This window comes from Arthrobacter sp. Z1-15 (assembly GCF_054792395.1).
Window position 1 is genome coordinate 125,457 of sequence record NZ_CP096454.1, and the last position, 25,427, is coordinate 150,883.

Below are 25,427 nucleotides of genomic sequence, written 5' to 3' on the forward strand. Positions count from 1 at the left end.
GTGGCTACACACCTGCTGGTGCTCTCCGACACCCATCTGCCCAAGCGGGCGAAGGAACTTCCCAAATCGCTGTGGCGGGACATTGAGGCGGCCGACGCCGTTGTCCACGCCGGCGACTGGGTCAGCGAGGACGCGCTGGACGAGATGCTGCGGCGCTCCCGCCGGCTGATCGCCTGCTACGGCAACAACGACGGCGGTGCGCTGCCGGACCGGCTGCCCCTGGTGGCCACCGCCACCGTTGAAGAGGTCCGTCTGGCTGTCATTCATGAAACCGGCCCGGCAGCGGGCCGGGAACGGCGCATGGACGAACAGTTCCCGGACACCGACCTGCTGATCTTCGGGCACAGCCATATCCCGTGGGACACGGTGACGCCGCACGGCCTGAGGCTGCTGAACCCCGGCTCGCCGACCGACCGGCGCCGGCAGCCCTTCTGTACCTACCTGCGCGTCACGGTGGACGGCACAACCGTGGACTCCGAGCTGGTGCGGCTCCCGCCGCGAAGGCCCGCGGCTTAAACGACTGCTGCCCCGCCCCTCCTAAATGCGGACGGGCGGGGCAGCAGACGGGACTGCTTAGTTGCTTCCGGGCTGGAAGACGACCTTGATGCAGCCGTCTTCCTTCTTCTGGAACTTCTCGTACAGCTCCGGGGCGTCTTCCAGGCTGGCCTGATGGGTGACCAGGTTGGTGACACCCAGCGGATCGGCGGGATCCTCGACCAGCGGCATCAGGTCATCGATCCAGCGCTTGACGTTGCACTGGCCCATGCGCAGATTCAGCTGCTTATCGAACATGTTCATCAGCGGCATCGGGCTGGCCGTGCCGCCGTACACGCCGCTGAGTGAGACCGTACCGCCGCGGCGGACCGCGTCGATGGCGCCGTGCAGGGCTGAGAGGCGGTCGGTACCGGCGTTCTCCATGGCCTTCTGTGCCAGCTTGTCCGGCAGCAGGCCAACCGCAGTCTGGGCGGCCTTGCCCACCGGGGAGCCGTGGGCTTCCATGCCGACGGCGTCCACCACCGAGTCGGGGCCGCGCCCGTCAGTCATTTCACGCAATTCGTCGGCTACGTCCTTCTGCAGGTCCAGGACTTCCACGCCGTACTGTTCGGCGAGCTTCCGGCGCTCCGCCACGGGATCGACACCGATCACGCGGTAGCCGAGATGGGTCCCGATGCGGGCTGCGAACTGGCCCACCGGGCCCAGTCCGTAAACGGCCAGGGTGCCGCCGTCGGGCACGTTGGCGTACTGCACGCCCTGCCAGGCAGTGGGGAGGATGTCGGAGAGGAACAGGTAGCGGTGGTCCGGCAGTTCCGAGCCCACCTTGATGGGGCCGTAGTCCGCATGCGGCACGCGGAGGAATTCCGCCTGACCGCCGGGTACCGAGCCGTACAGCTCGGAGAAGCCGAAGAGCTGGGCGCCCATTCCCTTTTCACGGACCTGGGTCACCTCGCACTGGGTCTGGAGGCCCTGCCGGCACATGAAACAGCTGCCGCAGGAGATCTGGAAGGGGATGACCACGCGGTCGCCCTTCTTGAGGTTGGTGACTGCCGAGCCGACTTCTTCCACGATGCCCATGGACTCGTGGCCGAGGATGTCCCCTTCCTTCATGTAGGGCATCAGGACGCCGTACAGGTGCAGGTCCGAGCCGCAGACTGCAGTGGACGTGACGCGGATGATGGCGTCAGTGGGTTCCTGGATCACCGGATCCGGAACACTTTCGACACTGACGGACTGCTTTCCCTGCCAAGTTACTGCTCTCACGCGCGAACCTCCTGCTGATTGCTTTGGGTGCTTTGGACGTAACCCCCATTCTTACAAATAGTAAGGTTACTGACAAAACATCCGGAAGCGGCGCGCGTTCGGTTACCGTTTCCGCGGCCGGCAGCCGTTCCGGTCCGCCAGAACCTGCGAATCCCTCTGTGTGATCAGTGTGGCGGCGTCTTCGTTGGTCAGGGCCAGACCCCAGGAGCCCGCACCCGGTGGTGCCTGGGCTGCCGGAACCGGATCGAGGCGGCAGACCGGCAGGTCCGGCGGTGCCAGGATCTCGACCGGCCGTGTCTCGGCACCGGTATCAACCGCAGCCCCGGCGCCGGCGCACAGCAGTTCAAGGGCTTCCTCTTCCACGTGCGCGGCCCGGAGCAGATTCACGCTCACCGCCGCGCCCAGAGTACCGGTGTGGGTCAGGATGTTCATCAGCGTGGAGCAGGTGTCCGCGGTGAGGCACCCTCGCACTTCCAAGCAGGCAAGCTGCAGCTGGGTGTCGATCCGGACCAGAACCCGGAGCGAATGTTCGAAGGACGGGTGTTCCCGTGAGCTGAAGCTTTCCATGGGATTCTCCGCAGGCGAGGAGCGGCCGGCCTTTGCTTAACCGGTATTCGACCGTAGCCGAAAGGGCAGCGGAATGGCAGTCCCTTCCACCGATTACCGGCCTGTCACTCAGTCTCATCCGGGTAATCCGGGAGGTTTCGTCAGCTGCTCGCTGCTCCCGCGGGCGAGGCAAAGTCCCGCGCCACCGTTTCGGCGGTCGCTTCGGCGATGGCTTCCTCCTCATCGGTCGGGACCACCAGTACGGGAATAGCGGACTCTGCCGTGCTGATCAGGCGGGCTTCGGATCCGCGTTTCCGGTTCGCTTCCGGATCCAGTGTGATTCCCAGGGCTGCCAGCCGGTTCACCGTCAGCTCGCGGAATTCCCAGGCGTTTTCACCGATGCCTGCCGTGAACACCAGCGCCTGCGCTCCTTCCACCGCCACGTGGTAGGCACCGATGTATTTCGCCAGCCGGTAGGCTGCAACGTTCAGCGCCAGGGCAGCCGCTTCGTCCCCGCCTTCCGCCGCTTCAGTCAGGGTCCGCATGTCCGAGGCACCGCCCAGTGCCAGGAGGCCCGACTCCCGGTTCAGCAGGTTGTCCAGGGAATCGGCGTCGTATCCTTCGCGGAGCAGGAACACCAGGATGGACGGGTCAACGTCGCCGCTGCGGGTGCCCATGACCAGCCCCTCCAGCGGGGTGAAGCCCATGGAGGTGTCAATGCTCCTGCCGTCCCGGATTGCCGTGACGGATGCTCCGTTGCCCAAATGGGCGATGACGGCATTGAATTCCCCGGGGTCGATGCCCAGGAACCGTGCCGCGGCCGGGGCAACAAACCCGTAGCTGGTCCCGTGGAAGCCGTAGCGGCGGATGCCGTACTTCCGGTAGAGGCTGTTCGGCAGGGCATAGCGCCAGGCCTGCTCGGGCAGTGTCCGGTGGAAGGCGGTATCAAAAACTGCCACTTGGGGAATCTTCGGCCATTTGTCATGCACGGCCCGGATCCCGCGGGCACTGGCCGGGTTGTGCAGCGGAGCCAGCGGGCTGAGGCGTTCGATTGACCGTACGATTTCGTTGTTGATCAGGACGGGTTCGCTGAACCGCTCGCCGCCGTGGACCACCCGGTGCCCAACGGCGTCGATGCTTCGGCCGCCCAGCGCGTCGGGCAGGCGGCGGCTCAGCTCCTCCAGGGCGGCGCCGTGGTCCGGCACCGCTTCCTCGCCGATGCGGTCAATGATCCCTTTAACGAGGAGTTCTCCGTTGGCGGTGTCCCGCACCTGGTACTTCAGGGACGAGGAGCCGGAATTAATGACGAGTACGAGCATCAGCCCTCCTGGGCCTGGACCGCGGTAATGGCCACGGTGTTGACGATGTCCTCGACCGTGCAGCCGCGCGAGAGGTCATTGACCGGTTTGCGCAGTCCCTGCAGGATGGGCCCCACCGCCACTGCTCCGGCGGACTGCTGCACCGCCTTGTAGGTGTTGTTGCCCGTATTGAGGTCGGGAAAGATGAAAACGGTGGCGTGCCCGGCGACGTCGGATCCGGGCATTTTGGAAGCGGCCGTGCTGGCGTCCACCGCCGCGTCGTACTGAATGGGGCCCTCCACCGGAAGGTCCGGCCTGCGGCTGCGGACAATTTCCGTGGCCTCCCGGACCGTTTCCACCGACTCGCCGTGCCCGGAGGCACCCGTCGAATAGGAGAGCATCGCCACCCTCGGCGTCACGCCGAACCTCGCCGCGGTGTCCGCAGACGCCAGGGCGATGTCCGCCAGCTGCTTGGCATCCGGATCGGGATTTACGGCGCAGTCGCCGTAGACCAGCACCCGGTCCTCGAGCAGCATCAGGAAGACCGAGGACACAATATCCACCCCCTCCTTGGTGCGGATGAATTCCAGTGCCGGGCGGATCGTGTTGGCTGTCGTGTGCGCCGCGCCGGAGACCATTCCGTCCACACGCCCCAGGTGGACCATCATGGTCCCGAAATATGCCCCGTGCAGCATACGTTCCTGGGCGTCGTCAAGCGTGACGCCCTTCTTGGCCCGCAGCTCCGCGTATTCGCGGGCGAACTCGTCCCGCAGGGCACTGGTCGCCGGGTTGATGATCGTGGTGCCGCTGAGGTCGATCCCCTCGCTGGCCGCCAGTTCCCGCACCTCCCCTTCCGGCCCGAGCAGGGTGAGCGAGCAGACGTCCCTGCGGTGCAGGATTTCGGCCGCCCTCAGGACCCGCGTGTCCAGGCCCTCGGGAAGAACAATGTGCTTGCGCTGCGCCCGGGCCCGGACGATCAGCTGGTTCAGGAAGCGGAGCGGGGTGATTTTCTCCGGCCGGGGCAGCTCCAGGCGCTCCAGAAGCTCATGTTCGTCGACATGGCGGGTCCAGACGCCCAACGCGGCCGCCACCTTGCGGCGCTGGCCCGACGATATTTCCCCGCGGACCCGGCTGACCTGCCGGGCGGCCGAGTAGGTGTCCACGTCGACGGCGAACACCGGAAACGGAGCCTGGGACAGCAGTGCCAGGATTCCGGGATCGATCGGCAGGCCGCCGGTGAGGAGCATGCCGCTGGGCACCGGGAACTCCGGCGAAACGGCGGACGCCAGCGCGGCCACCATGACATCGGCCCGGTCGCTGGGGGCAATCACCAGATTGCCGTGGTCCAGCTGAGAGATAAAGTTGCCCACCGTCATGGCGGCGACCTTGATGCCGACAACATCGCGTTCCAGAGATGCGCTGCCGGCCACCTGCCGCGCATTCAGTGCCTTGGCAACCTCGGACATGGAGGGCTGGGAAATCTCGTTCAATTCGGGCATCACGTACACCGGCCTGCCGGAGGCTCCCGGGCGCACGGCGGCCCTGACCTCATCAACCGCGTCCGGTTCCGCCCGGTTGACCATCATGGCGAGGAGGTCACAGTGCGCGTCATGCAGCTCCCGGCGGGCCACGTCCACTGCATCGGCCGTTTCCGGCACTGTCATCTCCCGTGCGTTGACGACCGCCAGCACCACGGCGCCCAGGTTGTTCGCGAGGCGGGCGTTCAGGACGAACTCGAGGGCGACGTCGTGCCCCGAAAGGTCAGTGCCCTCGATGATCACCACGTCGCAGTGGGCGGCAACTTCGTTGTAGATCGTCAGGCATCTGGAATCCACCTCGCCGCGCTCACCGGCTACGAGCAGGGAGCGCACTTCGCGGCGGGTGAGCCCGCCCCGGCTTGTTTCAGCCGTGAGGTTGAACTTGCGCTGCATCAGCCGCACCATCGGGTCCTGCGCCGGTTCGCTGCCTTCCACAATTGGCCGGAAGAACCCCACGCGGTCAGCGTGGCGCAGCAGCATGTCGGCCAGGCCGAGGGTGACAAGGGACTTGCCCGACCCCGGGGTCATGGCACTGATGTAGATTCCGCGGGCCATGGTTGTTGTCCGATCTCTGAGCTGGAGAGCGGGAGGTCCGCGCCCCGTGCTGGGTGAAGCGTGCCGGCATGGCGGTGCGTTTCGCCTCACCGTGCTGTGGTGCTGGACACAGTCTTATCCTCCCAAAAGGGCCGGGCAGTGGCTAGCGGACATGCGGCAGCAGTGCTCCGAATCGGCAGTCGCGCAGCTCCGGCTGGACTGCAGCGTCTCACCATGTGGGATTAAACTGGAGGCAGCCGCGCCGCGGCCTACGATTGGTCGGTTAGTTTTCACGAATACCAGAGCACAAGGACCACCGTGAGTCTCTTCAGAACCAAGCCCATCGAGGATTCCCTCGCGGACGCCGACGAGCCCGGACGCCGGCTCAAGCGGACGCTGACCACGTGGGACCTGATGATTATGGGTGTCGCTGTTGCCGTCGGTGCCGGCATCTTCTCCGTGGGAGCCAACGCGGCGGCCAATTTTTCCGGCCCCGCCGTAACCCTTTCCTTTGTCCTGGCCGCCATCACCTGTGCCTTGGCCATCATGTGTTACGCCGAGTTTGCCACCGCCATTCCGGTGGCCGGCTCCGCCTACGTGTTCACGTACGCCACCATGGGCGAACTGGTGGCGTGGATCATCGGCTGGAACCTGATCCTGGAGCTGTTCACTGCGGCGGCCGTGATTGCCAAGTACTGGGGCATCTACCTCAGTGAGGTGTTCAGCCTGATGGGCCTGGACATACCGGCCACCATTGACCTGGGCATCGTGGACCTCACCTGGGGACCCCTGCTGATCGTTTCGGTGTTCACCGTACTGCTGGTCATGGGGACCAAGCTCTCCGCCCAGGTCGGCAACATCTTTACGCTGATCAAGATCGGCGTGGTGCTGTTCGTCATTGTTGCTGGTTTCTTCTACGTCAAGGCCGAGAATTACATTCCGTTCATCCCGGATTCCGTGCCGACTGAGTCGCTGGGCAGCGAGGGCGTCATGCAGCAGTCGCTGTTCTCCTTCATGACCGGTGCCGCCCCGGCGCAGTACGGAACCCTGGGCGTTTTCGCCGGCGCAGCCATCGTGTTCTTCGCCTTTATCGGGTTCGACGTCGTCGCCACCTCTGCGGAAGAGGTGAAGAATCCCGGCAAGACCCTGCCGCGCGGAATCTTCGCCGGACTGGCCGTGGTCACCCTCCTCTACATCGGCGTTTCCCTGGCCCTGACCGGCATGGTTCCCTACACCGAACTTGCCGCCGCCGAGTCGCCGAACCTCGCCACTGCCTTCACGCTGGTGGGCAACCCCTGGGCGGCGCAGGTCATCGCCGTCGGCTCCCTGATCGGCCTCACCACGGTGATCATGGTCCTGCTCATGGGCCTGGCCCGCGTGGTCCTCGCGATGAGCCGCGACGGCCTGCTGCCGCGCTCCCTCTCCCGCACCAGCGACAAGCACTCAACTCCGGCCCGCCTGCAGATCCTGTGCGGAACGCTCGTGGCACTGGTCGCCGGGTTCACCCAGGTGGACGTGCTGGAAGAAATGATCAACATCGGCACCCTGTCCGCCTTTGTCGTGGTCAGCGCCGGCGTGCTGGTTCTGCGCCGGAAGCGCCCGGACCTCAAGCCCGCTTTCCGGGTGCCCTTCGGCCCGGTGCTGCCGGTCCTCTCGGCTGTCCTGTGCCTGTACCTGATGACGAACCTTGCCGTGGAGACCTGGATCTACTTTGCCGGGTGGCTGCTGGTCGGGTTCCTGCTGTACTTCGCGTACGGCCAGCGTCACTCCCGCCTGAATGACAAATTCGCGGACCTGCGCACGGCGGAGCGGGCAGAGCGCGCCGACCGGCTGGAACGCGAGCAGCACTCTCCCGCGTCGGAAGCTTAGTCCGGACTTGCGCCTGACGCCGGCGGTGGCAGACTGGGCGGCATGTTAGTTGCCTTTTCAGTAGCCCCGTCCGGCGTCGGTCCGGATACCCCCGCTGGCCCCGGTGCGGCGGATGCATCAGTGCACGACGCCGTCGCGGCCGCCGTTCGGATTGTCCGCGAGTCAGGCCTCCCGAACCGCACCGATGCCATGTTCACCACCCTTGAGGGGGAGTGGGACGAAGTCATGGAGGTGGTCCGCCGCGCCACGGAGGCTGTGGGCCGCTACGGCAGCCGGGTATCCCTGGTGCTTAAGGCGGACATTCGGCCCGGCCATTCCGGCGAGCTTGAGGGCAAGGTGGAACGCCTGGAAGCAGCCCTGGAGCGTTCCGGGGAGCCCGGAGCCTGATTCTGCTGGCCCGGGGCCGGGCCGGCGGCGCTTAAACTGGGGATATGACCCCCACGCTCAGCCGGATCCCGGCCGCCCGCATCTCCTGGAACGTCCGGACGCTCCGGACGGTGGCCTGATGGGCCGGCAGCGGCCGGGCAAGGGACCAGCGGTCTCCGAACCGGGCGGGACCCCTGAATCCGGGCCGGTGGCCGGTACTTTCCCCATCGACACCGGAACCTGCGAGCTCCTGCCGGACCAGTTCAATCCCAACGGCTGGATCCTGAAAGTCAACGGCGTGCACAGCTCGCACATCGACGTCGCAGATCCCCGCCAGCTCGACTTTGAGTACATGCGCTGGATCGCCGCCCTGGTTGACACCCACTGGGAAGCCGACGCGAAGCTGCGCGCGCTCCATCTGGGCGGTGCCGCCTGCTCCCTCGCCCGCTACTTTGCCGCGGGCTACCCGAACGCACGCCAGGTTGTCGTTGAGCTGGACGGCCGCCTCGCCGAACTGGTGCGGGCCTGGTTCGACCTGCCCCGCGCGCCGCTGATGCGGCTGCGGGTGGGGGAAGCCCGCGAAGTGACGCAAACTCTCCACGACGACAGCCGGGACCTGATCATCCGGGACGTGTTTGCCGGGGCCAAAACCCCGCCGGCCCTGACCACCCTTGAGTTCACCGCCGAGGCGGCGCGCGTCCTGGCGCCGGGCGGGCTGTACATCATGAACTGCGGAGACACGCCGGATTTGAAAGGCGCCCGGCGCGAAGCTGCCGCTGTGTGCTCGGTGTTCGCGCATACGGCCATCGTTGCCGACCCCGCCATGCTCAAGGGCCGGCGGTACGGGAACATGATTATTGCCGGCAGTGACCTCCCCTTCGCCGGGCACCCTTCGCTGCCCCGGACACTGCTGGGCGGCGGCGTTCCCGCCCACCTGTGGGACGACGCCAAGGTACGGGCGTTCGGGGCGGGGACGCACCCGCTCACTGACGCCCAGGCGGCATAAACCGACCGGACGGTGTTCCGGGCCGGCTCCGGATACAAGAAAGCCGTCCGAAGTGCCCAGCACTTCGGATGGCCTTTTGCTGCGCCGGTTCCGGTCCTAAACCCCGAGGACCGAGGAAATGGCACCCACGGAGAAGAACAGCACGAAGGCTGCGGCAACCACGTACATCAGCGGGTGGACTTCCCGGCCGCGGCCCTGGAAAACACGGATCAGGGCGAAGGTGACAAACCCGGCGCCGAGGCCGTTGGCGATGGAGTACGTGAACGGCATCAGGGCGATCGTGAGGAACGCCGGAATGGCCAGTCCTATGTCGCTCCAGTCGATCTTGCCGACCTGCGAAACCATCATGTAACCCACAACCACCAGAGCCGGGGCAACGGCCTCAAAGGGCACCAGGTAGATCAGCGGCGTCAGGAACATGGCGACGATGAAGAGCAGGCCGGTGACCACGGAGGCCAGGCCGGTGCGGGCGCCCTCGGCAATGCCGGATCCGGACTCCACGTAGATCTGGTTGGACGAGACGCCGGCTGCTCCGCCGACAACGGCGCCGGCGGCATCCACCAGGAGCACGCGGTCCACGTTCGGAATGTTGCCGTCCTTGTCGATTGAACCGGCCGAAGTGGCCAGCCCCACCATGGTGCCCATGGCGTCGAAGAAGATGCTCAACAGGATCACGAACGCGAGCAGGGACGCGGCAACGACGCCGAGGGTTTCGAAGGATCCAAAGACACTGACCTGGCCCAGCAGGGAGAGATCAGGTGCCGCCCATTCGGGCATGCTCGGCGTGACCAGTGACCAGCCGGTCGCTACGCCGGCGCCCTGTGACCCCGGTGAGGCCACCAGCTCGACGATCACGGCGAAGATGGTGGAAGCGACGATGCCGATGAGGATCGCGCCCCGAACCTTGCGGGCCAGCAGTCCGATCGTGAGGACCAGTCCGAAGACAAAGACCAGGCTGGGCCAGCCCAGCAGCTGGCCTCCGGTGCCCAGTTCCAGCGGAACGGTGGTTCCCGCCTCATCGGGTATCCGACGGATAAAGCCGGCGTTGACGAACCCGAGCATGGCAATGAAGAGGCCAATGCCCGCCACGATGGCTGTTTTCAGACTGGCGGGAACCGCCCTGAAGACGGCGGTCCGGAACCCGGTGAGCACCAGAATGAACATGGTGACACCGGAGAGCAGGATCAGGCCCATGACGTCCGGCCAGGTCAGGCCCGGATTGGTGGCAACGGTCGCCGCAACGAAGGCATTGACGCCCAGACCGGTGGCCATGGCAAAAGGATGCTTGGCCCAGGCACCCATGATGATGGTCAGCACGCCGGCCACGAGTGCGGTGGCGGCAGCGACGGCAGGGCCGGACAGCGTGTTGCCTACCCCATCCTCGCCGCCGAGGATCAGCGGGTTAAGCACCACGATGTAGCTCATGGCGAAAAATGTAGCCAAACCACCCCGGACTTCGCGGGAGACGGACGAGCCCCTTTTGGAGATTTCAAAATACCGGTCCAGCTTTGAACCTTGTTTGAGCATGACGCTTCCTCTGAATGAGTGATGGCTAGGTAGGGGAATCCCGCCATCCGATCTTATCGCGCCGGTTCCGGGGCAGACCGTGGCCCGGGTTGCACGGAACGCGGGGATACCGCGTGAGATTCATCGCATTCTGCGGTGCTGTGCTTTAGGCAGTGCCCGTCCGGATGCCGGAAGCGCCGTCGAGTGCCGCATCGCGGGCAGCTATTTCTTGGCCGGCCCGCTTTGCCTGGCGCAGAAGCTCCCGGGTGGGAGCAGTCAGCACCTCGCCGGCGCCCACGACGTAGAGCCCAACGCTGCGCAGGGCGTTCCTCAGTTCCGCGCCTGCCGTGAAACCGAGGGTGCGGATCAGTTTCACCAGTGCCGGCTGACCGCAGCCGGCGAGCACCACGGTGTCCGCCAGCAGGACTCCGTGGCGGGTCCGGACGGCCCATTTCATGCCCGGCTCGGGGTCCGGGCTGCCGGAACCGCGCAGCGGGCCCAGCTCCTCTGCGGGGGTGCTGCGGCGGATATCCAGTGAATGCCCGGCAGCGTAGCCGTGCAGCAGACGCAGCAGTTCCGTGCGCTCCGAAAGGCTCAAGGCATCAGGCACAGGGCCGGGCGCCGGCTCGGTGTCCTGGCGGAGCCCGTTGAGAACGACGGGATGAATTCCATGGCGGCTCAGTTCGCTCGCCACCGCCAAACCCGTCAGTCCGCAGCCGATGACGACGGCGGCCGTCGCTTCCGTGCGCGGTCCCGCCGCTGCGGGTGCGTCATTGTCCGCGACGTTTGTTGTCTTAACCACCGAGGCAACCCCCTGACGTAGATCAAGGCTGCGGGGCCGGCGCCTCTTCCGGTCCCGCAGATGGGCGTCAGCCGGTTGCCCGGCGACGGTCTTCGGTTGTGATGCCCCGAAGCCTAGCGTCCGCGGACACCTCTGTGTAGTTCTTTGGCGGGCGTGTTTGAGCAGAGATAACGTGCGCGGAGCAGGCGCGGTAGGCTACCGAAAACAAGCACTGTTCCGGATGTTCGATGAAGAACGCGGCAGCCGGTGAGGAACTCTAAGGGGTGGGGCACTGTGACTTCAATGTGGAGCGAGTACGGCGGGCTGGAAGGATCGGCGGGCATTGTCGTCGGCGTGGACGGATCGGACCAGAGTCTCTGTGCGCTGGTCTGGGCGGCGAAGGAGGCCGAGCGCCGCAGGACTCCACTGCATGTGGTCACCGCCTACACCGTTCCCATTTTTGCCGCCTCCTCCATGGACGCCGGATACACCACCATGGATGACGCCATCATCCGCGAGGGTGCGCAGTCGGTGCTGAACAAGGCGCTGGAGCGTATTGGCAGGTATGACATTGAGGTCTTCTCGCGGGTGGAGACCGGGGACGCTGCGGCTGTCCTGCTGGAGCTCTCCGAGCAGGCCGATCTCATGGTTGTCGGCTCGCGGGGGCGCGGCGGGTTTGTGGGCCGGCTGCTCGGTTCGGTTTCCAGCGCACTGCCCGCCCATGCGAAGTGCCCCACGGTTGTGGTCCCGCTGCGCACCGCCGGCAGGCTGCCGGAAGCCGGGGTCCGGCCTCCGTCCGGGGCGCCGACGGAGCAAACCGTCGAGGACGTGGTGGTGGTGGGCGTGGACGGCTCGGAGCAGGGGCGGGCCGCTTCCCTTGTGGCTGCGGAGCAGGCAATGAACCGGGGCCTGCCGCTGCAAATCCTGTGTGCCCTGCCGCCGTTCACCGGGTCCCTGGCGTGGGTGCCGGCACCGCTGGATTTGGAAGCGCTGCACGAGGAAATCTCCGAACAGCTGCGGGCGGGCCGGGCCTGGCTGCAAAGCCATTTCCCGAAATTGGCCATGACGGTGCAGCTCATCGACGGGCCGCCGGCGGAAATCCTCATTGACCGCACGGCTTCCGTGGAGCTGCTGGTGCTGGGAACGCGCGGCCGGGGCGGTTTCGCCGGCATGCTGATGGGATCGACCAGCCAGAGCGTCCTCCACCACGCCAAGGGGCCGGTCATGGTGGTCCCCGACCACGACGACCCCCGCCTGGCGGACCGCGCGGCGTTCGGCGCGCTCCCCGAGGAATAACCGGCTCGGTTCGACTGTCTGTCCGGCACCCCGGTCACGGCGGGCCAGTGCTTCACACGGCGGGCCAGTGCTTCACCGGCGCTCAGGCGTGCTGGTGTCCTTCATGGACGGCGTGGCTGGCGGGTTCGAGCTGGAAGGTGCAGTGCTCGGTGTCAAAGTGCCGGCTCAGGCAGCTTGTAAGCCGGTCCAGGAGCTGATCCATCCGTTCCGAGGTGAGGTGGTCGTCGTCGACCACCACGTGCGCCGAGAAGACGGGGACACCGGACGTGATCGTCCAGATATGGATGTCATGTGCGTCCGAGATGCCCTCCACGTTCACAATGTGGTCGCGGATCATTTCGGTGTCCACGCCCTGCGGTGTCGCTTCGAGCAGGACGTCGATGACTTCCTTCAGCAGCGACCAGGCCCGCGGCAGGATCATCAGCGCAATCAGGATGGAGGCCCAGGTGTCCGCCTGCTGGTAGCCGGTGAGCATGATGACCAGCGCGGAAACGACGACGGCGGCCGAGCCGAGCAGGTCGCCCAGGACCTCCAGGTAGGCGCCGCGCACGTTCAGGCTCTCCCGGCGGCCGCTGTGCAGCACCAGCAGGGATGCGAGGTTCGCCAGTCCGCCGATGATCGCAGCGCCGAGCATCAGGCCCGTGTGCACCTCGGGTTCGGAGCCGAAACGGCGGACGGCTTCCACGAAAATCACGGTGGCAATAACGATCAGCAGGACTGCGTTGGCCAGTGCCGCCAGGACTTCGGCGCGCTGGTAGCCGTACGTCCGCCGCTTTGTTGCCGGGCGGGTGGCAATCCACGCTGCCAGCAGGGCGATGGAAACGCCGGCGGCGTCGGAGAGCATATGTCCGGCGTCGGCCAGCAGGGCCAGCGAACCGGAGAGCAGGGCACCGGCCACCTGAATGAAAACCACGCTGAAGGTGATCAGGAAAACGATCAGCAGCTTGCGCCGGTGTCGTCCCGTTGCGGTGCCTGCCGGCAGTCCGTGGCTGTGGCCGTGATGATCTCCCATGCCTTAAGGCTAGCTACCCCCAGCCGAGTTCATGCAGCCGGGCATCGTCAATGCCGAAATGGTGGGCAACCTCGTGAATGACAGTGATGCGGATTTCACGCACCAGCTCCTCCCTGGAGGAACACATGCGCATCAGCGGCCCGCGGAAAATGACGATCCGGTCCGGCAGCGAACCGGCGTCCCACCAGGAGTCACGTTCCGTCAGGGGCGTCCCGTCGTAGATGCCCAGCAGTTCGGTTTCCGGATCCTCGCCCGGCCCGGGAACGTACTCATCCTCGATGAAAATCGCGACGTTGTTCATGGCCGCCGCCAGGTCTGCCGGGATGGAGTCGATGGCATCGTCAACTGCGGTCTCGAAGTCTTCGGGGAGCATGTCTATGGGCACCCAGCCACTCTAACCGGGCCCGCCCCGGCGGTGCTTGCCGAAGCCGTTTTGCTGTTTTCCCCAACAGGCCCTATAGTTTTATGAGTCCACCGGGGCGCAAACAAACGGAAACTTCCGATCTTGCAGCGCTCAGGTGTGTTCTAAAGGCCCCCATCGTCTAGCGGCCTAGGACACCGCCCTTTCACGGCGGCGGCACGGGTTCGAATCCCGTTGGGGGTACTCATGAGTGGTAATCGGGCCGGCGAAATGCTGGTAGAGTTTACACTCGTGAAAAGCAAGGCCCTGTAGCGCAGTTGGTTAGCGCGCCGCCCTGTCACGGCGGAGGTCGCGGGTTCGAGTCCCGTCAGGGTCGCTCAGATTTTCTGAAGCGATTTGGAAGATCTCGGTGATCATCGGTTGCGATGATGCCCGGCTCTGTAGCTCAGTTGGTAGAGCGTTCGACTGAAAATCGAAAGGTCACCGGATCGACGCCGGTCGGAGCCACCAGCTAAAACCCCGGACTCACAGAGTCCGGGGTTTTTCTTTGTCCTTGTGCCGCCCGGCCGCCGCTGCCCTTCCCAAATTCCGCCCTGTTGCGCTTGACTGGTCCCGAAATCTACCTCGGAGGCAATGATGGCGACGGAAGCACAGGGTTTCGCGTGGGAAACTGCGGCTACACACCAAAGTGTTGATCTGACGGAAGCGGAATGCTGGACACTTTTGGCCAGCCAGGGGACCGGACGGGTCGCCTATCAGGACAACGGCAGGGTCCTGGTGTTCCCCGTGAACTATGTGGTCCATGACAGGGCTGTCTATTTCTGCACCGCCCGTGAGGGAGTCCTGGGCGGTGGCCTGGACTACCGGAACGCCTCCTTCCAGATTGACGAGCACGATGCCCTGCGCATGGACGGGTGGTCGGTCCTGCTCAGCGGACGGGCGTCAGCGGTGGATGACTCCGAATTGCTGACAATCCTCTGGGGGCGCCGCATGGCCGAGCCCTGGGGCGGCGGGCAGCGTGACGTTTTCATCGGAATTGAGCCCGCACTGGTGACCGGCCGCCGGGTCGGAATGCGTTGAGCACCCGGACGCCCGCCTGCCCAAGGACGAGGGCTGCAGGATACGCTGGGCATCATGGATGACGCCCAGAATGAGAACTTTCCTCCGGCCAGTACGCCCCCGGCCGTCAGCGGCTCCACGGACGCTGCCGCTCCGGCTCACCGCACGCCGGGCCACGCACCCGCGCCGGTGCAGGCGCCGTCGGCCGTCCGGGCCCCGGCTGCCTCCGCGGGCGCCGCTGTCCGTCCGGAGGACATCGGCGGCAAGACCGCCATCAGCGAGCAGGCCGTGGCCAAGGTTGCGGCCATCGCGGCCCGTGCAGTGGACGGCGTCTATGCCCTCGGCACCGGCTCCGGCCGGGCGCTGGGCGCGGTTCGCGACGCCGTGGGAGGCTCCAGTGCCACTCAGGGCGTCCACGTGGAAGTCGGGGAAACCGAAGTCGCCGTCGATGTCACGCTGGTGGCTGTGTACGGGATCCCGCTCACCCGGATCGCGGATGCAGTTCGGACCGCCGTCTACTCCGCGGTGGAATCCCTCGTGGGGCTGCGGGTAGTGGAAGTGAACGTGGACGTGAACGACGTCCAGATTCCCGGAGCCCCGGAGGGCCGGCCGGACAAGGCACGTCCGGGCTCCACTCCGTCCTAGCCGACACGGCTGGGCGGGAGGAAGCGGTATAGGGTCGGAGAGAGCCGGAAACGCAACACCAGGGAACACCGTCATGAGGCAGGAACAATGAAACCAACCGTAACGGGCATGGCGATCGGGGCAGTTCTGGCCTTCACCGCCCTGATTTTCGATTTTTGGGGGTTCCTCCTGATGGCGCTGTTCATCGCCGTGGGCGCCCTGTGCGGCCGCGCGGCCGAAGGCAAAGTGGATTTCCGCACCGTCCGCGATGCGCTGACCGGACGCCGTTCATCCTCGTGAGCCCCGCTGTCCCGGCCGCTGCCCCCGCCGCTGATCGGAACTCCGGCCTCGCCGGCCACAACCGGATCAGCACCCAGGCCCTGACCTCCACCGCGAAGGCGGCTGCCGCAGAGTTCTTTAATGTTCCCCCCGGTTCCATCCGGGTCGGCTGGTCGGATGACCAGGGGATGCTGGCCATGGCACTGTCCCTGCCGGTGTCACTTCCGCCGCTGAACCGCATTGCCGCCGACCCCGGGCTTGTCACCCGCGCCGGCGGTTCCGTCTGGGACCGGGCGCACGACGCGAAACCGTACCTGAAGGACAAAGTCACCGCACTCACCGGGTCGCTGGTGTCCCGGGTGGACATCCGCATCACCGGTGTCCAGCTCAGCGAAGGAAGCAGGGTCCGTTGAGCAGCAACGACTCCCTCACCCGGCGGATAGTGCGCCGCGAGACCCACGCCAGCCGGACCTCCGGCTCCATGATTGCCGCCTTCCTGGGGATCCTGTTCTGCCTCTACGTCCTGCTCGAAGCAACGCTGCAGGCCCTGGGCCAGGACGCCTGGCTGACGGATCCGGCCGCCCTCGGCAGCTGGCTGTCCCGCCTGCCGGCGGAAACGGATTCGGCCATCCTCGGGCTCGCTGGCTTGCTGATCCTGCTGGCCGGGCTGGCCTTTTTCCTGCAGGCGGTCCTGCCGGGCCGCCGTCCGCGCTATGCCCTGCCCAACCCGCGGGCCGCCGTCGTCGTGGACGCCGAGGTGCTGGCCTCGTCTTTGGCGCGCCGCGCACGCCTCACGGCCGGGGTCACCGCCGAGCAGGTGCTGGTCACGGTCGGCCGGAACCGCGTCGACGTGAGGATCCGCCCCACCTCGGGCGTGCCCGTCAACGGCGACGCGGTGCGCGAGGCCGTCCAGGAAGAACTGCAGCTGACCGGGCTGGAACCGCAGCCCGAGGTCCGCGTACAGGTTTCCACTCTCGGGGTGATCGGACAGTGAACCGGACTCCGCGGTCGCTGAACCGCTTCCTGCTGGGTCTGCTGGGGCTGGTCCTGATCGGCATTGGCGGCGGACTGCTGTGGATCAGCGTCGACGGCGGCGCGGCCCGCCGCTGGCAGTCCTTTGCGCCCGGCGTGATGGACAGGCTGCAGGAGGTCGGGGAACAGACCGCACTGCCCGGCCAGCCGCAAAGCTGGATCTGGGCGCTGCTGGCCCTGGCCATGGTCGTGGCGATCGTGCTGCTGATCCTGTGGGCCGCGGCGCAGGGCCGCGGCCGGACCGGCACCCTGGTCTCCGAATACGACGATGACGGCGCCCCGGGGCGGGTGGCGATCAGCGGAGCCATGGCGGAACAGGCGCTGCGGTCGGCGCTGCAGGAAGACCCGGACGTGGCCGCCGCCGCCGTCAGCACCTACGACGTGCACGGCAGCTCGGCCCTGCGGATCCGCATCAACCCCCGCCCTGGCGCGGCACCTCACCTGATCGCCGCCGACGCCACGGCGCTGGTGGAAGCGCTCGACGTTGCACTGGGCCGGGAAACTCCGGTGCTGATCAGCATTGACAGCGGCCGCAAGCTTCGCTTCAGCCGTGAGGACCGGGTCCGCTAACTGGCGCGGGAAAGCTGCCGGATTGGAATCCAGCGGTTGGCCAGCCGGCGGTAGGACGCGGCGGCTCCGGTCATGTCGCCCTCGGCCAGCGATTCGATCCCCAGCCGCACGTCGGAGGGGGAATCGTCGGGAAAGACCAGATCCGCCACCGGACCGTAGTCCAGTTCCAGGACGGCGTCCTCGGAGAAGATTTCCAGCCAGTTGGTCAGCTCGTCCAACTCGTCCAGCAGGTCCAGCTCGGGAGCGGCCATCGCCAGCGCCGCGCTCGCCTTCCGCGCCCGGTCCAGGCACTGGGTGACGGGTGCGGTCAGCCGGACGGTCTGAACCTTCCCGTCGTCCTCCACCACCTCGGAGTGGTCGTCCTCGTGCAGCAGCACAAACCAGCCGAACGGAACTCCCCACGTCGCCGACCGCGTGTGCAGGTGCGCGAGGGAGTCGGCGAAGGAATCGGGATCGATCCGGGCGGCGTGCGCCTCGCGGGCCACCTCCGGCACCAGCACGTCCACCAGCGGCCCGCGGATGCTCTCCCCGAGGGACTCCGCCGCCAGCGACGTCCGGACGGCGAGCTGGTTGGGGCAGTACAGCCGGCGGGTGGTTCCGTCATGGTCCGGATAATGCAGCACGCGCACCAGATCCGCGGTGCTGTGCGGAAACGGGTCCGAGACCGCACGGACCAGCCGGCGCACGGCGTCGCTGCGGTCCAGCACCTCGGTTTCATGCCGTCCCCGGGCACGCTGGTCCATGATCGCCATCTGCTGGTCGTCGTCGAACACATCCAGCGGTTCGTAGACGCGCAGGTGCGACACGTAGGGGAACGTGCGGTAGAGGGAGCGCTGCGGCTTCCCGCTCACGGTCAGTCCAGCTCCACAATGACGGGGGCGTGGTCCGAGGCGCCCTTGCCCTTGCGTTCTTCACGGTCAATGGAGGCACCCGTAACGCGCGCGGCAAGCGCCGGGGAACCGAGGACAAAGTCGATGCGCATGCCTTCCTTCTTCGGGAAACGAAGCTGGGTGTAGTCCCAGTAGGTGTACACCCCGGGTCCCGGGGTGTAGGGACGGGCGACGTCGGTGAAGCCGGCGTCGAGGAATGCCCGGAACGCCCGGCGCTCCGGTTCGCTGACGTGCGTGTGGTTCTCGCGGCGGAACAGCTCGATGTCCCACACATCATCATCCTGCGGTGCAATGTTCCAGTCACCCATCAGGGCCAGCGGCAGGTCCGGGTTCTCTTTAATCCAGCCTGCGGCCTGGTCCTTCAGGATGTCCAGCCACTGCAGCTTGTAGGGCATGTGGGGATCGTCGAGGGACCGGCCGTTGGGGACGTAGAGGCTCCAGATCCGGACGCCGTTGCAGGTGGCGCCGATCGCGCGCGCCTCGGACACGGTGGTTTCCTCGGTCTTGCCGAACTTCGGCTGCCCCGGGAAGGTGCGCTCGACGTCGTCGAGACCCACCCGGGAAGCAATGGCAACACCGTTCCACTGGTTCAGGCCGAAGTGCGCAACCTCGTAGCCGTTGTTTTCAAAGACTTCCCACGGGAAATTCTCGTCCTTGGCCTTGGTTTCCTGAATGGCCAGGACATCGACGTCGGAGCGCCGCAGCCACGCTTCCACGCGGTCGGCACGGGCACGGATGGAGTTCACATTCCAGGTAGCAATCTTCACCCTTGCTACGTTACCGAATGCGCCGCCGGATCAGGGCATGCCTCAGGGCTTCCACCACGTGTCCAGGATGCTGACCGGGACGGTGCGCTTGTGCCGGGTCATCAGGAAGCGCCGTTCAATCTTTTCGGCGGCGTCGTCGGGAACGGCCCGGCCTTCGAGGTAGTCATCAATCGTGTCGTAGCTGATGCCCAGTTCGGTTTCGTCGGTCTGGCCGGGGGCGTCGTCGAGCAGATCCGCCGTGGGAGCCTTGTTGACCAGGCTCTCCGGAGCGCCGAGTTCGGCGAGCAGCTTGCGGTTCTGGCGCTTGTTCAGCCCGAAGAGCGGCAGGATGTCCGCACCGCCGTCGCCGTACTTGGTGAAGAACCCGGTGACGGATTCGGCGCCGTGGTCGGTGCCGATGACCAGCAGGTTATGCTGTCCGGCCACCGCGTACTGGGCGGTCATCCGCGCCCGCGCCTTGATGTTGCCCTTGTTGAAGTCGCTGAGCTGTTCGCCGCTCATCTTCACGTATTCCTCCTGGTAGCCGTCCACGGCCGGAGCTACGTTGTAGACCCAGGAGAGGGTGGGGCGAATGAACTCAAGGGCTGCCTGGGCGTCCGCTTCATCATGCTGGACCTGATAGGGCAGGCGCAGTGCGATGAACTGCGATTCTTTGCCCTCGGCGGTGAGTTCGTCAACGGCCAGCTGGGCCAGCCGGCCGGCGAGCGTGGAATCCAGGCCGCCGCTGATGCCCAGCACAAATCCGCCGGTGTGGGACGCCGCTGCGTAGGACTTCAGGAAGTCCACCCGCCGCCGGATCTCGGCAGCGGCGTCAATGTCGGGCTGCACGCCCATTTCCGCGATAATTTCAGCTTGTAGTTGGCGCATGTCCTCCACCCTATATCTCCCGTCACATCCGCGGCGGGAAAAGAAACGGCTCGGCTAGGATTGAGGCCATGACCGCGCCCGTTTTGCCTGCAGCCCGTGCCCGCCTTCTGGACCTCATCAGCGAACTGGCCGTGGTTCGCGGCAAAGTGACGCTTTCCTCCGGAGCGGAGGCCGACTATTACATTGACCTGCGCCGCATCACCCTCCACCACGAAGCGTCTCAGCTGGTGGGCGACGTCATGCTGGACCTGATCGACAATGCCGGCATTTCCTTCCAGAGCGCCGGCGGGCTGACGATGGGCGCCGACCCCGTGGCCACGGCCGTCATGCATGCCGGTGCCCGGGCGGGCCGTCCCATTGACGCCTTCGTCGTCCGCAAGGCGCAGAAGTCCTACGGCATGGGACGCCAGGTCGAGGGGCCGGATGTTGCCGGCCGCAACGTTGTGGTCCTGGAAGACACCTCCACCACCGGAGGATCCGCGCTGACCGCGGTGGAAGGCGTGCGGCGCGCAGGCGGCAACGTGGTTGCCGTGGCAGTGATCGTGGACCGGGATACGGGATCCAAGGAGCGCATCGAAGCTGAAGCCGGCGTGCCGTACCTGTACGCCTTTGGCAAGGATGAACTGGGTCTGGACTAAGGCCGGGCCCACGGCGGCGTCCGTCCTGCCGGGCCCGGAAGCCGGGACGGCGTGAGCATGGACCCCGCCGACTTCCTGCGGTCCGCGGAGAGCCTGAAACGCTATTCCCGCCGCCGGTTCCTGGCCGGCAGCGCGCTCGGCCTGACCCTGGCCGCGGACCTCTTTGTCACCCGCCGGATTCAGCGGTACCGCGAAGACCTGGAAATTCTGCGCGTCCGCGACGAGGAGGCCGAACGGCGCTTCCCCGCTGCTTCCTGGTTCCTGTTCCCCGGCTACAAAACCAGCTGGGAAGAGACGGTCTGGATCCTGAATTCACTGCGTCCGGCGCTGATCTCCCGCGGGCAGCTGGCCGGCGTCGGCTACTCCAACCTCGGGCTGGACGTGGATGACATTGTCGCCGCGGTATTCCGCTACATCCGCAACCACCAGCTGCGGCGCATCTACTTTTACGGCCACAGCTTCGGCGGAATGCTGGCCGTGGAAGTGGCGGCCCGGCTGCTCGAGCGGGGCGTCGCCGTCGAACTCATCATCCTCGACTCCAGCCCGGCCGGCGCCCAGGATGTGCTGGACCGCGCAATGTTCAGGGGCGTGGCGGCCCTGTACGACGCCGGCTACCGGATTCCCAGCGTGCTGCGCGGCGGCTACGAACTGGGGGAGCGGGTCCTGCACAAGGACGAGCGGTCCTGGGACACCGTGGTGGACCAGACCCTCGAGCAGCTCTCGCCGCTGGCGCCGTCGACCACCCTGATTCAGGCGGAGGCCTCCTACATCTACCACTTCGACGCCGGGCTGTACTCCGGCGCCCTGGGCAGCACCTCGCTGGCGTTCATCGGGAACCCGGAGGACAAAACCGTCAACTACTTCGGCGCGAAGTACGAGTGGGCGGCGCTCTTTCCCGGCAACATGGTGTCCACGTCCCTGGTCACCGAAGGCGCCCGGCCCGCCCACGCCAGCCCGCAGTGGAACCCCGGCATCTACCAGGAGGTGCTGCGCGAGGTGCTGCGGCTGTACTCCCCGCCGGAGCTGGGCGGCGGGCTGAAGTCCGTGTTCTAGACGGTGTCGATCAGGTCAGCCACGGAGTTCATGATCTGCGTGGGGCGGAACGGATACCGGTTGATGTCCTCGCGCTGCGTGATGCCGCTGAGCACCAGCACCGTATGCAGCCCGGCCTCGATGCCGGCCACGATGTCGGTGTCCATCCGGTCGCCGATCATGGCCGTGGTTTCCGAGTGCGCGTCGATCTTGCGCATGGCGGACCGGAACATCATCGGATTGGGCTTGCCCACAATGTAGGGCTCCATGTTGGTGGCCGCCGTGATCAGGGCGGCGATGGCGCCGGTGGCGGGCAGGACGCCCTCATGCGACGGTCCGGTGACGTCCGGATTGGTGGCAATGAAACGGGCGCCGCCGAGGATCAGCCGGATTGCCTTGGTGATGGTGCCGAAGGAGTAGGTGCGGGTTTCGCCCAGCACCACATAGTCCGGGTTCGTGTCGGTCAGGATCATTCCGGCCTCATGCAGCGCCGTCGTCAGCCCCGCCTCGCCCACCACGAAGCAGCGGCCGGGAGCGCCGGTGTTCTTCACCTGGTCCTTAAGGAATTCGGCGGTGGCCAGCGCCGAGGTCCACAGGTTCTCCTCCGGCACCTCCAGCCCGGAAGCGCGGAGGCGTGCGGCCAGGTCGCGCGGGGTGTAGATCGAGTTGTTGGTCAGCACCAGGAACCGCTTTGAGGTGGCCACCCAGCGTTCAATGAGTTCGGCTGCTCCCGGAATGGGATGGTTTTCATGGACCAGGACGCCGTCCATGTCCGTCAGCCAGCATTCAATGTTCTCGTTTTCGCCCACGCTTTTCCTTTTCCTTGCCTGCGGCCGGGTCCCCCCGGAGCCGCTGTTGCCTCATGATCCTGCGGTCCAGTCTTTCACCTTAGGCTTGTTGGGTGATAGACAGCGTTGAGCAATTGCCGGAGAACCCTGAGTTAACAGTCGAAACCGCCGAACCCGCCGGCCCGGACACGGTGCCCGCCCACCAAGTTGGCGTTGGCCCCTGGGAGGGCCCGCTGCCCGACGGCGACCACTGGGATCCCGAGCTGCTCGCCAATGGGGACACCCGCAACGTGGTGGACCAGTACCGGTACTGGAAGCACGACGCGATTGTGGCTGACCTGGATGCCAAGCGGCATCCGTTCCACGTGGCGATCGAAAACTGGCAGCATGACCTGAACATCGGCTCCGTGGTCCGCACGGCCAATGCGTTCATGGCCAAGGAAGTGCACATCATCGGACGACGGCGGTGGAACCGGCGCGGGGCGATGGTCACCGACCGCTACCAGCACGTGCGCCACCATCCCACGGTGGAAGAGTTTGTCGAGTGGGCGCAGGGCGAGGGCCTGCGCATCATTGGCATCGACAACTTCCCCGACTCCGTGCCGCTGGAGACCTACGAGCTGCCGGAAAACTGTGTGCTGGTGTTTGGGCAGGAAGGGCCGGGCCTGACGCCGGAGGTGCACGCCGCCGCGGATGCGACGCTGTCCATCGCACAGTTCGGCTCCACCCGGTCCATGAACGCCTCGGCGGCCGCGGCCATTGCCATGCACGGGTGGGTGCGGCGCCACGTTTTCGGCCAGCGCGTGAACTGAGTCCGGCCCCGGGGTCCGGACACGGACGCTGTTATCCGGGGACATGCCTGATGTCCGAAGCCCACATGTGGCTAGGATGGAGGAAGCCAACGAGGGCCCTGGCCCTGCCGTAGATCGACCTTTCACGAGGAGTCAGCATGCCTATTGCAACCCCTGAGATTTATGCCGAGATGATCGACCGAGCCAAAGCCGGGGGCTTCGCATATCCGGCTGTGAACGTCACCTCGTCCCAGACGCTGAATGCGGCGCTCGCAGGCTTTGCCGAGGCCGGCTCTGACGGAATCGTCCAGGTCTCCACCGGCGGTGCCGCGTACTGGTCCGGCGCCAAGGTCAAGAACATGGTCACCGGTTCCCTCGCCTTCGCCGCGTACGCCCGCGAGGTCGCCAAGAGCTACAACGTGAACATCGCCCTGCACACCGACCACTGCCCCAAGGACAAGCTGGATGACTTCGTGCTGCCCCTGCTGGCAGCCTCCGAAGCAGCGGTCAAGCGCGGCGAGGACCCCATCTTCAACTCCCACATGTGGGACGGCTCCGCCGAAACCCTCGAGGAAAACCTGCGCATCGCCCAGGAGCTCCTCGCCCGCACCCACGCCGCCAAGATGATCCTTGAAGTGGAAATCGGCACCGTGGGCGGGGAGGAAGACGGCGTGGAGAACGCCATCAACGACAAGCTCTACACCACGGTGGCGGACGGCACGAAGACGATCGAGGCACTGGGCGACGGCGACAAGGGCCGCTACCTTACGGCGCTGACGTTCGGCAACGTCCACGGCGTGTACAAGCCCGGCGGCGTGAAGCTGCGCCCCGAGATCCTCAAGGACATCCAGGACGCGGTGGGCGCGTCCATCGGCAAGGAACGCCCCTTTGATCTGGTGTTCCACGGCGGCTCGGGTTCCTCCGCCCAGGAGATCGCCGACGCCGTCTCCTACGGCGTCGTGAAGATGAACATCGACACCGACACGCAGTACGCCTACACCCGGCCCGTCGCGGACCACATGTTCCGCCACTACGACGGCGTCCTGAAGGTCGACGGCGAGGTTGGCAACAAGAAGCAGTACGACCCGCGCGTGTGGGGCGCCTCGGCCGAGGCCGGGATGTCCGCCCGCGTGATGGAAGCAGCCCAAACCCTAGGATCGGCAGGCAAGTCCCTCTAATGTCAGATGAATTCCGCAAGAACCTGCTTGGCCCCGAGCCCACGTACCTGCCCGAGGAGACCGACGTCGTCGCGCGCCTCGAAGCCGGAGACGAAGCCGTGGACCTGGCAGCGAAGCACCCCACTTCCTCGCAGGTGTGGGCGATCCTCGCCGACGAAGCCTTCGATGAAGGCCGCACCATCGAGTCCTACGCCTACGCCCGGGTCGGCTACCACCGCGGCCTGGACGCGCTGCGCCGTTCCGGCTGGCGCGGCGCCGGCCCCATCCCCTGGGAGCATGTACCGAACCAGGGCTTTCTGCGTGCGCTGTATGCACTGGGCCGGGCGGCCGCAGCCATCGGCGAGAGCGAAGAAGTAGACCGCATCACGAAGTTCCTGAACGAGTCGGACCCGCAGGCGAAGATCGCCATCGAGGGCCGCGAGTCCTAACCCCCGGCACAAGCCGGCAGCCCTGATTCCGGGGTTGCCGGCTTGTGCTGTGTCCGGAGGGTTTCGGTTCACCAGCCGCCGGTGCCCGGGGCGCCCTTGAACGGGCCGGTAATCGCCCGGTGATCCAGCCGCCGTAAAAGTCGCCTGCCTGCGCCTGCACTTCCTCGCCGTCCACCGTGCAGCGGTCCATCTTTCCGGGATACACCGCCGCCCGGCTGGCGAGCGGACCGTAGCCGGAAACCGGGTCCGGGTAGGTCCAGGCTGCCCGGCGGGCACGCGTGCCGCCGGCGACGACGTCGAAATAGGCCGCCTTTCCCTTGTATTCGCAAAAGCTGGAACCGGATACCGGCACCAAAACGTCGGGAGCAAAATCCTCCAATGGAAGGTAATACACCGGCGGATGGCTGGTCTCCAGCACCCGGACGGCGGAGGTGGTATCGGCAATCAGCTCTCCGCCGAGGAAAATCCGGATGTGTTCGGAGGTCGGCTCCAGCCGCGGCGGGCGGGGATAGTCCCAGACCGACTCCTGTCCGCGGTCCTGGTCCTGTGCACGGTTCAACGCTTGATGTTCCATGGCCAGCCTTTCGAATGCCGGCCGGAGCCGGAGGTAAGG

General features: G+C 66.3%; 29 protein-coding genes and 3 tRNA genes. 19 read left to right on the forward strand and 13 right to left on the reverse strand.

From position 1 onward, the window contains the following. Nucleotides 1-516: a metallophosphoesterase family protein gene (locus M1D40_RS00625; RefSeq protein WP_461169826.1), complete on the forward strand. Its 516-nt coding sequence runs from the start codon at nt 1-3 to the stop codon at nt 514-516. A 57-nt stretch (nt 517-573) separates the two neighbouring features. On the opposite strand, the gene M1D40_RS00630 is transcribed toward M1D40_RS00625, so the two are convergent. The 4 genes from M1D40_RS00630 to pta all read right to left on the reverse strand — a co-directional run bounded on the left by M1D40_RS00630 (nt 574) and on the right by pta (nt 5,695). Continuing rightward, nucleotides 574-1,758 (reverse strand): zinc-dependent alcohol dehydrogenase, encoded by a 1,185-nt coding sequence (locus tag M1D40_RS00630; RefSeq protein ID WP_341394668.1) that lies wholly within the window; start codon nt 1,756-1,758, stop codon nt 574-576. A 102-nt stretch (nt 1,759-1,860) separates the two neighbouring features. Beyond that, on the reverse strand, nt 1,861-2,325 hold the full coding sequence (locus tag M1D40_RS00635) for a hypothetical protein (protein WP_461169827.1): 465 nt from the start codon (nt 2,323-2,325) through the stop codon (nt 1,861-1,863). A gap of 140 nt (nt 2,326-2,465) precedes the next feature. Next, entirely contained in the window at nt 2,466-3,623 is a 1,158-nt protein-coding gene (locus tag M1D40_RS00640; protein WP_341394670.1) for an acetate/propionate family kinase, read from the reverse strand. Beyond that, entirely contained in the window at nt 3,623-5,695 is a 2,073-nt protein-coding gene (gene pta, locus M1D40_RS00645) for a phosphate acetyltransferase (RefSeq protein WP_461169828.1), read from the reverse strand. Before pta ends, M1D40_RS00640 begins: the two co-directional genes overlap by 1 nt. 297 nt (nt 5,696-5,992) lie before the next feature. Between pta and M1D40_RS00650 the strand changes: the two genes are divergently transcribed. From M1D40_RS00650 to M1D40_RS00660, 3 genes are all read left to right on the forward strand, one after another. Then, nucleotides 5,993-7,543, forward strand: coding sequence for an APC family permease (locus M1D40_RS00650; RefSeq protein ID WP_461169829.1), 1,551 nt, complete (start codon nt 5,993-5,995; stop codon nt 7,541-7,543). A gap of 42 nt (nt 7,544-7,585) precedes the next feature. Continuing rightward, nucleotides 7,586-7,930, forward strand: a complete 345-nt coding sequence (locus tag M1D40_RS00655) for a thiamine-binding protein (protein ID WP_461169830.1) — start codon at nt 7,586-7,588, stop codon at nt 7,928-7,930. Nucleotides 7,931-8,048: 118 nt separating this feature from the next. Then, entirely contained in the window at nt 8,049-8,915 is an 867-nt protein-coding gene (locus M1D40_RS00660) for a spermidine synthase (RefSeq protein ID WP_461169831.1), read from the forward strand. A gap of 96 nt (nt 8,916-9,011) precedes the next feature. Here the strand turns inward: M1D40_RS00660 and M1D40_RS00665 are convergent, their stop codons facing one another. Together M1D40_RS00665 and M1D40_RS00670 are read right to left on the reverse strand one after the other, a co-directional pair. Further along, nucleotides 9,012-10,442: an NCS2 family permease gene (locus M1D40_RS00665; protein WP_461169832.1), complete on the reverse strand. Its 1,431-nt coding sequence runs from the start codon at nt 10,440-10,442 to the stop codon at nt 9,012-9,014. Nucleotides 10,443-10,587: 145 nt separating this feature from the next. Continuing rightward, nucleotides 10,588-11,223 carry an FAD-binding protein gene (locus M1D40_RS00670; RefSeq protein ID WP_461169833.1) on the reverse strand — a complete coding sequence of 212 codons (636 nt, stop codon included), beginning with the start codon at nt 11,221-11,223 and terminating at the stop codon, nt 10,588-10,590. Nucleotides 11,224-11,505: 282 nt separating this feature from the next. Here M1D40_RS00670 and M1D40_RS00675 point away from each other — a divergent pair, with 282 nt between their 5' ends. Next, nucleotides 11,506-12,498, forward strand: coding sequence for a universal stress protein (locus M1D40_RS00675; protein ID WP_341394748.1), 993 nt, complete (start codon nt 11,506-11,508; stop codon nt 12,496-12,498). Between the two features lie 82 nt (nt 12,499-12,580). On the opposite strand, the gene M1D40_RS00680 is transcribed toward M1D40_RS00675, so the two are convergent. Both M1D40_RS00680 and M1D40_RS00685 read right to left on the reverse strand, forming a co-directional pair. Continuing rightward, nucleotides 12,581-13,510, reverse strand: a complete 930-nt coding sequence (locus M1D40_RS00680; RefSeq protein ID WP_461169834.1) for a cation diffusion facilitator family transporter — start codon at nt 13,508-13,510, stop codon at nt 12,581-12,583. Nucleotides 13,511-13,523: 13 nt separating this feature from the next. Continuing rightward, nucleotides 13,524-13,883 (reverse strand): metallopeptidase family protein, encoded by a 360-nt coding sequence (locus tag M1D40_RS00685; RefSeq protein WP_341394749.1) that lies wholly within the window; start codon nt 13,881-13,883, stop codon nt 13,524-13,526. A gap of 158 nt (nt 13,884-14,041) precedes the next feature. On the opposite strand from M1D40_RS00685, the gene M1D40_RS00690 reads away from it, so the two are divergent. From M1D40_RS00690 to M1D40_RS00730, 9 genes are all read left to right on the forward strand, one after another. Further along, nucleotides 14,042-14,114, forward strand: a tRNA-Glu gene (locus M1D40_RS00690). Between the two features lie 59 nt (nt 14,115-14,173). Further along, nucleotides 14,174-14,247 (forward strand) — tRNA-Asp (locus M1D40_RS00695). Nucleotides 14,248-14,305: 58 nt separating this feature from the next. Then, nucleotides 14,306-14,381: transfer RNA gene (locus M1D40_RS00700), tRNA-Phe, on the forward strand. 213 nt (nt 14,382-14,594) lie between these two features. After that, on the forward strand, nt 14,595-14,951 hold the full coding sequence (locus M1D40_RS00705) for a pyridoxamine 5'-phosphate oxidase family protein (RefSeq protein ID WP_461169835.1): 357 nt from the start codon (nt 14,595-14,597) through the stop codon (nt 14,949-14,951). Nucleotides 14,952-15,005: 54 nt separating this feature from the next. Further along, on the forward strand, nt 15,006-15,575 hold the full coding sequence (locus tag M1D40_RS00710) for an Asp23/Gls24 family envelope stress response protein (RefSeq protein ID WP_461169836.1): 570 nt from the start codon (nt 15,006-15,008) through the stop codon (nt 15,573-15,575). A gap of 87 nt (nt 15,576-15,662) precedes the next feature. Beyond that, entirely contained in the window at nt 15,663-15,854 is a 192-nt protein-coding gene (locus M1D40_RS00715; protein ID WP_152220571.1) for a DUF2273 domain-containing protein, read from the forward strand. Continuing rightward, nucleotides 15,851-16,246 carry a hypothetical protein gene (locus M1D40_RS00720; RefSeq protein ID WP_341394680.1) on the forward strand — a complete coding sequence of 132 codons (396 nt, stop codon included), beginning with the start codon at nt 15,851-15,853 and terminating at the stop codon, nt 16,244-16,246. The genes M1D40_RS00715 and M1D40_RS00720 overlap by 4 nt, the downstream gene beginning before the upstream one ends. Continuing rightward, complete coding sequence (locus tag M1D40_RS00725) at nt 16,243-16,827, forward strand: DUF6286 domain-containing protein (RefSeq protein WP_461169837.1); 585 nt, start codon at nt 16,243-16,245, stop codon at nt 16,825-16,827. The genes M1D40_RS00720 and M1D40_RS00725 overlap by 4 nt, the downstream gene beginning before the upstream one ends. Beyond that, entirely contained in the window at nt 16,824-17,435 is a 612-nt protein-coding gene (locus M1D40_RS00730; RefSeq protein ID WP_461169838.1) for a hypothetical protein, read from the forward strand. The genes M1D40_RS00725 and M1D40_RS00730 overlap by 4 nt, the downstream gene beginning before the upstream one ends. Here M1D40_RS00730 and M1D40_RS00735 read toward each other — a convergent pair. The 3 genes from M1D40_RS00735 to nadE are packed head-to-tail and all read right to left on the reverse strand — an operon-like array spanning nt 17,432 to nt 19,959. After that, on the reverse strand, nt 17,432-18,286 hold the full coding sequence (locus tag M1D40_RS00735) for a hypothetical protein (protein ID WP_341394683.1): 855 nt from the start codon (nt 18,284-18,286) through the stop codon (nt 17,432-17,434). The genes M1D40_RS00730 and M1D40_RS00735 overlap by 4 nt on opposite strands. A gap of 2 nt (nt 18,287-18,288) precedes the next feature. Then, nucleotides 18,289-19,092, reverse strand: coding sequence for an exodeoxyribonuclease III (locus M1D40_RS00740; protein WP_341394684.1), 804 nt, complete (start codon nt 19,090-19,092; stop codon nt 18,289-18,291). Between the two features lie 42 nt (nt 19,093-19,134). Beyond that, nucleotides 19,135-19,959, reverse strand: coding sequence for an ammonia-dependent NAD(+) synthetase (gene nadE, locus M1D40_RS00745; RefSeq protein WP_461169839.1), 825 nt, complete (start codon nt 19,957-19,959; stop codon nt 19,135-19,137). Between the two features lie 68 nt (nt 19,960-20,027). On the opposite strand from nadE, the gene pyrE reads away from it, so the two are divergent. Together pyrE and M1D40_RS00755 are read left to right on the forward strand one after the other, a co-directional pair. After that, complete coding sequence (gene pyrE / locus M1D40_RS00750; RefSeq protein ID WP_461169840.1) at nt 20,028-20,597, forward strand: orotate phosphoribosyltransferase; 570 nt, start codon at nt 20,028-20,030, stop codon at nt 20,595-20,597. A 57-nt stretch (nt 20,598-20,654) separates the two neighbouring features. After that, a complete protein-coding gene (locus M1D40_RS00755; protein ID WP_341394750.1) occupies nt 20,655-21,650 on the forward strand; it encodes an alpha/beta hydrolase in 996 nt (331 codons plus the stop codon). On the opposite strand, the gene M1D40_RS00760 is transcribed toward M1D40_RS00755, so the two are convergent. After that, nucleotides 21,647-22,399: an HAD-IIA family hydrolase gene (locus M1D40_RS00760; RefSeq protein WP_341394751.1), complete on the reverse strand. Its 753-nt coding sequence runs from the start codon at nt 22,397-22,399 to the stop codon at nt 21,647-21,649. The genes M1D40_RS00755 and M1D40_RS00760 overlap by 4 nt on opposite strands. A gap of 209 nt (nt 22,400-22,608) precedes the next feature. Here M1D40_RS00760 and M1D40_RS00765 point away from each other — a divergent pair, with 209 nt between their 5' ends. From M1D40_RS00765 to M1D40_RS00775, 3 genes are all read left to right on the forward strand, one after another. Beyond that, entirely contained in the window at nt 22,609-23,229 is a 621-nt protein-coding gene (locus tag M1D40_RS00765; protein ID WP_341394752.1) for a TrmH family RNA methyltransferase, read from the forward strand. A gap of 137 nt (nt 23,230-23,366) precedes the next feature. Next, nucleotides 23,367-24,386 carry a class II fructose-bisphosphate aldolase gene (gene fbaA / locus M1D40_RS00770; RefSeq protein ID WP_341394687.1) on the forward strand — a complete coding sequence of 340 codons (1,020 nt, stop codon included), beginning with the start codon at nt 23,367-23,369 and terminating at the stop codon, nt 24,384-24,386. Then, nucleotides 24,386-24,814, forward strand: coding sequence for a DUF3151 domain-containing protein (locus tag M1D40_RS00775; RefSeq protein WP_341394688.1), 429 nt, complete (start codon nt 24,386-24,388; stop codon nt 24,812-24,814). The genes fbaA and M1D40_RS00775 overlap by 1 nt, the downstream gene beginning before the upstream one ends. Here the strand turns inward: M1D40_RS00775 and M1D40_RS00780 are convergent. After that, nucleotides 24,750-25,388, reverse strand: coding sequence for a DUF427 domain-containing protein (locus tag M1D40_RS00780; RefSeq protein WP_461169841.1), 639 nt, complete (start codon nt 25,386-25,388; stop codon nt 24,750-24,752). The two genes, M1D40_RS00775 and M1D40_RS00780, sit on opposite strands and share 65 nt — an antisense overlap. Between the last annotated feature and the right edge of the window lie 39 nt (nt 25,389-25,427).